This window comes from Kitasatospora putterlickiae, assembly GCF_039527695.1.
Lineage (GTDB): Bacteria > Actinomycetota > Actinomycetes > Streptomycetales > Streptomycetaceae > Kitasatospora > Kitasatospora putterlickiae.
In genome coordinates this window covers 28043-33463 of sequence record NZ_BAAAKJ010000176.1, presented here as the reverse complement: position 1 = coordinate 33463, position 5421 = coordinate 28043, and the positions used below count along the sequence as shown (strand labels likewise).

General features: G+C 72.2%; 6 protein-coding genes. All 6 read right to left on the bottom strand.

From position 1 onward, the window contains the following. A partial coding sequence (locus tag ABD308_RS17880; protein WP_344335542.1) for a CbiX/SirB N-terminal domain-containing protein occupies window positions 1-300 on the bottom strand: 300 nt, incomplete at its 3' end. A gap of 10 nt (window positions 301-310) precedes the next feature. Then, window positions 311-1213, bottom strand: coding sequence for an ABC transporter permease (locus tag ABD308_RS17875; RefSeq protein ID WP_344335539.1), 903 nt, complete (start codon window positions 1211-1213; stop codon window positions 311-313). Further along, a complete protein-coding gene (locus ABD308_RS17870; protein WP_344335537.1) occupies window positions 1200-2003 on the bottom strand; it encodes an ABC transporter ATP-binding protein in 804 nt (267 codons plus the stop codon). The genes ABD308_RS17875 and ABD308_RS17870 overlap by 14 nt, the downstream gene beginning before the upstream one ends. 162 nt (window positions 2004-2165) lie before the next feature. Then, window positions 2166-3323: an aliphatic sulfonate ABC transporter substrate-binding protein gene (locus tag ABD308_RS17865; RefSeq protein ID WP_344335534.1), complete on the bottom strand. Its 1158-nt coding sequence runs from the start codon at window positions 3321-3323 to the stop codon at window positions 2166-2168. Between the two features lie 279 nt (window positions 3324-3602). Then, window positions 3603-4928: a sulfate adenylyltransferase subunit 1 gene (locus tag ABD308_RS17860; RefSeq protein WP_344335531.1), complete on the bottom strand. Its 1326-nt coding sequence runs from the start codon at window positions 4926-4928 to the stop codon at window positions 3603-3605. Continuing rightward, a partial coding sequence (gene cysD / locus ABD308_RS17855) for a sulfate adenylyltransferase subunit CysD (protein WP_344335529.1) occupies window positions 4928-5421 on the bottom strand: 494 nt, incomplete at its 5' end. The genes ABD308_RS17860 and cysD, both read right to left, overlap by 1 nt.

The following is a 5421-nucleotide window of genomic DNA, read 5'->3' as shown; positions in this document are numbered from 1 at the left end:
GGCCGCGCGCAGGGCGGCCGGGATGTCGTGCTTGGCGTGGAAGGCCCGGTTGAGCAGCAGCGGGACGGCCACCGCGGCCGGCCCGAGCCGGCCCAGCACCTGCGGGATGCGCGGGGCGCAGTGGTCCAGGTAGGCGGTGGCGACGTCCAGGCCGGGCCGCAGCGCCCGCACCTGGGAGACCAGCGCGGCGACGGCCGCGGCGTGCCGCGGGTCGCGGCTGCCGTGGGCGATCAGCAGCAGGGCGGGGCTGCCCGCCGCCACCGGGGTGGCGGGGGCGGCGGACAGCCGGCGTTCGGTCATGCGGAGGGCCTCACTTGCCGCCGGCCAGCAGGCCGCGGTTGCGCAGGACCCGGCGCTCGACCGGGGCGAACAGCAGGAGGTCGATGGCGATGCCGACCACCAGGATGAGGATGATGCCGAGCAGCACGCCCGACATGCTCGCGGACTCGCGCTGGTTCTCCAGGAAGCGGCCCAGGCCGAGGCCCAGGTCGGGGGAGGAGGCGACGAGCTCGGCGGCCATCAGCGAGCGCCAGGAGAACGCCCAGCCCTGCTTCAGGCCGGCCAGGTAGCCGGGGAGGGCGGCCGGCAGCAGGATGTGCCGGGCGTTCGACAGGCCGGTGGCGCCCAGGGTGCGGCCGGCCCGCAGGAACAGCGGCGGCACCTGGTCGATGCCGGCCACCAGGCCGTTGGCGATGGACGGGACGGCGCCGAGCAGGATGACGGCGTACATCATCGAGTCGTTGATGCCGAGCCAGATGACGGCGGCCGGCACCCAGGCGACCGAGGGCAGCGACTGCAGACCGGAGAGCACCGGTCCGAGCGCGGCCCGGACCGGCTTGACCCGGGCGACCAGGAGGCCGATCGGGGTGCCGATGACCACCGCGACCAGGAAGCCCGATATGCCGCGCCAGACGCTGGTCCAGATGATGCTGAAGAGGGTGCCGGCCTCCCACAGGCCGACCAGCGAGTCCCACACGTCGGCGGGGCTGGGCAGCTTGTAGGTGCTGGTGACCTCAAGGCTGTAGGCGCCCTGCCAGGCGGCCAGGACGAGCAGGAGGCCGAGCAGCGGGGGGAGCGCCTTGGTGCGCAGGACCTCGCCCAGCGAGACCCGGCGGACATGGACCGCGTCCAGCGCGTCCAGGCCGGCGCTCACGTCGTCGGCGCTCCCGGGCTGCTCCTTGACCGGAGCGAGTGCGCTGTCAGTGCTGGCCATGGCGGCGGATCTCCCCACGCAGTTCTTCGGTGATCTCGATGGACAGGTCGGCCACGCCGGAGGACTCGATCCGGCGGGGCTGCGGGAGGTCGATCCGCCACTCACGGGCGATCCGGCCGGGACGGGAGGAGAGCAGGACGACGCGCTGGGCGAGCCGGACGGCCTCCCGGACGTTGTGGGTGACGAACAGGACCGACAGCTTCCGTTCGGCCCAGATCCGGGTGATCTCGTCGTGCAGCACGTCGCGGGTGATGGCGTCGAGCGCGGCGAACGGCTCGTCCATGAGCAGCACCTGGCTGCCCTGGGCGAGGGCGCGGGCCATCGCGACGCGCTGGCGCATGCCGCCGGACAGCTCGTGCACCCGCTTGCCGTAGGAGCCCTGGAGCCGGACGAGTTCGAGCAGCCGCTCGGCCTCGGGGCGGCGCTCGGGGCGGGGGACGCCGGCGAGCTTCAGGGCGAGTTCGATGTTCTTGCCGGCGGTGAGCCAGGGGAAGAGCGCGTGTTCCTGGAACATCAGCGCGGGGCGTCCTCCGGGCACCTCGATGTCGCCCGCACTGGGCTTGTCGAGGCCGGCGACCAGGTTGAGCAGGGTGGACTTGCCGCAGCCCGAGGCGCCGAGCAGCGTGACGAACTCGCCCGGGGCGACATCGAGGCTGATGTCGTCCAGGACGTGGGTCTGCGCGCCGGGGCGGCCGAAGGACTTGTGGACGTGCGAGAGCCGGACGGCGGGGGAGCCGTCGCGGGTGTCGACGCCGGCGGCGTCGTCCGAGGTGGTCAGTGCCGGAGTCATTCCGGGCACCTCCTGCGTGGTGTGGTCTGGCATCTGGTGTCAGGGAGTGGGGCCGGGGTCCGGGCCCCGCCCGGCCCGTGCTCGGGCATCGAGCGGGCATCGACGGGGTCGGGCGGGGGTCCGGACCGCGGGGTTCGTGCGCGGTGGAGCGGTGCGGCTGTGTTACTTGGCGCCGAGACCGGCGTCCGCGACGGGGCTCTGCCCCTTCTCCTTCAGCACCTTGTTGAGCAGGGTGAGGTCGTAGATCCCGTTCAGGTTCGGCTTCTTGAGCAGGCCGGCGGTGACGGCGTGGTCGGCCTCGGCCTGCAGGGTGTTGGCCAGCGGGTCGTCCAGGAAGTCGATGTCGGCCCAGGCCGGGTCGAGGATGGCCGCCGGCAGCGCGTTGCCGGCCTCCTTCTTGATGGCCTCGTTGGCGGTGGCCTTGGCCTTGTCCGGGTTGGCCTTGATGTAGGCGTTGGTGTTCACCGAGCCGCGCAGCACGGCCTCGACCACGTCCGGGTGCTCCTTGAGGAACTTCTGCGAGACGATGATGTTGGTGATCACGAACTTCTTGTCCGGCCAGACGTCCTTCTCGTTGAGCAGGACCTTCGCGCCGAGGGTGACCAGCTTGGACGCGGTCGGCTCGGGCACCCAGGCGCCGTCGATCGAGCCGGAGCTGTAGGCGTCCGGGGTGACCTTGTTGTCCGTGCGGAGCACCGAGACGTCGCCGGCGCCGGTGTCGGGGTTGACCTTCAGCCCCTTGCCCGCCAGGTAGTTGAGCAGTGCCACGTCCTGGGTGTTGCCGCGCTGCGGGGTGGCGATCTTCTTGCCCTTGAGGTCGTCCAGGCTCGGGATCTTCTCGGGGTTGACCACCAGCTTGACGCCGCCGGAGGCCGAGCCGCTGACGATCTTCAGCGCCTCGCCGTTGGACTGGGTGTAGCCGTTGATCGCGGGGGAGGGGCCGATCCAGCCGATGTCGATCGAGCCGGCGTTCAGCGCCTCGATCTCGGCCGGGCCCGCGTTGAAGATCTGGGGCTTGACCTGGGTGGCGCCCAGCTCCTTCTGGATGATCCCCTCCTGGAGGCCGACCAGCGGGGTGCCGTGGGTCAGGTTGGCGAAGTAGCCGATCCTGACCGTGTCGGCGGAGAGCTTCGCGCCGGAGGCGGAATCACCGGCGGGAGCCGCGGCGTTGGGCTTGTCGTCCTCGCTCTTCGAGCCGTACCCGCAGGCGGAGAGCAGCGTGACGGCGGTGAGGCCGGCCACGACGGCCGCGGCGGAGCGTCTGATCCGGCCGGCGCCGGGGCGTGCGGAGGTATGCGGAAGTGCCTGGTTCGGTGCCATGGTGAGTCCTGTTCGCGGACGGACCGTCAGGAAGGCGGTCCCGGGCGGACGTTCGGTCAAGGTTGTGCTTGCGGCACCGCGCGGGATGCCGGGCAAGCCGGGTCGGGACGGCCGCTGCGCCTGCTGTGGGGAGGGACAGCGGCCGGCCGGCCCGGTGACAGGGCGGTTCTCAGCCCTGTCGGCCCACACATCGCGTCAGGCCGCCCTGGCCGCTGCCGAGGACGCCGCTGCCGATGCGGCCGCCTTCCTTGTCCATGCCCGAGAACGCCTCGCTGGGCATCAGACCCAGTCCTCCTCGTCGGGTTCGTTCGCGTCGGTGGTGCGTACGGTCTCGAAGGCCTCGCCCGCCATCCCGGCGGTGAGGGTGGTGCCGTCGGCCGGGTCGATCAGCAGGAACGAGCCGGTCCGGCGGTTGTCGCCGTAGGCGTCGAGGGCCAGCGGCTCGGCGGTGCGCAGTACCACGTGGCCGATGTCGTTGACGCTCAGCCCCTCGGCGCCGGAGCGCTGTTCGAGGGTGTCGATGTCGATCCGGTAGGTGATCTCCTTGACCAGCGCGCGCACCGTGCGGGTGGTGTGCTTGAGCAGCACCTTGTCGCCGGCGCGCAGCGGCCGCTCGTTGAGGTGGCTGACGGTGGCCTCGATGTCCTTGGTGGGGACGGGCGCGGGTCCGGCCGAGATGAGGTCGCCGCGGGAGATGTCGATGTCGTCGGCGAGCCGCACGGTGACCGACTGGGGGGCCCAGGCGATGTCGGTGGCCCGGCCGAGGGCGTCGATGCCGGAGACGGTGGTGGTGTGGCCCGACGGCAGCACGGTGACGGCGTCGCCGACCCGCAGCACGCCGGAGGCCAGCTGGCCCGCGTAGCCGCGGTAGTCGGGGTGCTCCTCGGTCTGCGGGCGGATCACGTACTGGACCGGGAAGCGGGCCGGCTCGGCGCTCGGGTCGCTGCCGACCGGCACGGTCTCCAGGTGCTCCAGCAGGGTCGGGCCGCCGTACCAGTCCATGTGCGCGGACGGCTCGACGACGTTGTCCCCGGCGAGCGCGGAGATCGGCACCGCGACGACGTCCTTGACGCCGAGCGAGGCCGCGTAGGCGGTGAACTCGGCGGCGATGGCGGCGAAGACGGGCTCGGCGTAGTCGACCAGGTCCATCTTGTTGACGGCCAGCACCACGTGCGGCACCCGCAGCAGGGCGGCGACGGCGGCGTGCCGGCGGGTCTGCTCGACCACGCCGTTGCGGGCGTCGACCAGGACGACGGCCAGTTCGGCGGTGGAGGCGCCGGTGACCATGTTCCGGGTGTACTGCACGTGCCCGGGGGTGTCGGCGAGGATGAACCGCCGCCGGGGGGTGGCGAAGTAGCGGTAGGCGACGTCGATGGTGATGCCCTGCTCGCGCTCGGCGCGCAGGCCGTCGGTGAGCAGCGCGAGGTCGGGCGCGTCCTGGCCGCGGCTGCGGGAGGCGTGCTCGACGGCCTCCAGCTGGTCGGCCAGCACCGACTTGGAGTCGTGCAGCAGACGGCCGACCAGGGTGGACTTGCCGTCGTCGACGGAGCCGGCGGTGGCGAAGCGCAGCAGCGAGGTGGCGGTGCCGGTCTGGGTGGTGCTCATTAGAAGTATCCCTCGCGCTTGCGGTCTTCCATCGCGGCCTCGGAGAGCTTGTCGTCGGCGCGGGTGGCGCCGCGCTCGGTGAGGCGGCTGGCGGCGATCTCGGCGATGACGGCCTGGATGGTGGTGGCGTCGGAGTCGACGGCGCCGGTGCAGGACATGTCACCGACGGTGCGGTAGCGGATCAGCCGCCGCTCGACCGGCTCGTCCTCCTTGGGGCCGCCCCACTCGCCGGCGGTCAGCCACATGCCGCTGCGGGCGAAGACGTCGCGCTCGTGCGCGTAGTAGATCTCCGGCAGCTCGATGCCCTCGCGCTCGATGTACTGCCAGACGTCCAGCTCGGTCCAGTTGGAGAGCGGGAAGACGCGCACGTGCTCGCCGACGGCGTGCCGGCCGTTGTAGAGCGACCACAGCTCGGGGCGCTGGCGGCGCGGGTCCCAGGCGCCGAACTCGTCGCGCAGCGAGAAGACGCGCTCCTTGGCGCGGGCCTTCTCCT

Bases quoted from the DNA above. Each gene is read 5' to 3' on its own strand.
- ABD308_RS17875 (WP_344335539.1), bottom strand. From the start codon at position 1,213: ATGGCCAGCACTGACAGCGCACTCGCTCCGGTCAAGGAGCAGCCCGGG.
- ABD308_RS17870 (WP_344335537.1), bottom strand. From the start codon at position 2,003: ATGACTCCGGCACTGACCACCTCGGACGACGCCGCCGGCGTCGACACC.
- ABD308_RS17865 (WP_344335534.1), bottom strand. From the start codon at position 3,323: ATGGCACCGAACCAGGCACTTCCGCATACCTCCGCACGCCCCGGCGCC.
- ABD308_RS17860 (WP_344335531.1), bottom strand. From the start codon at position 4,928: ATGAGCACCACCCAGACCGGCACCGCCACCTCGCTGCTGCGCTTCGCC.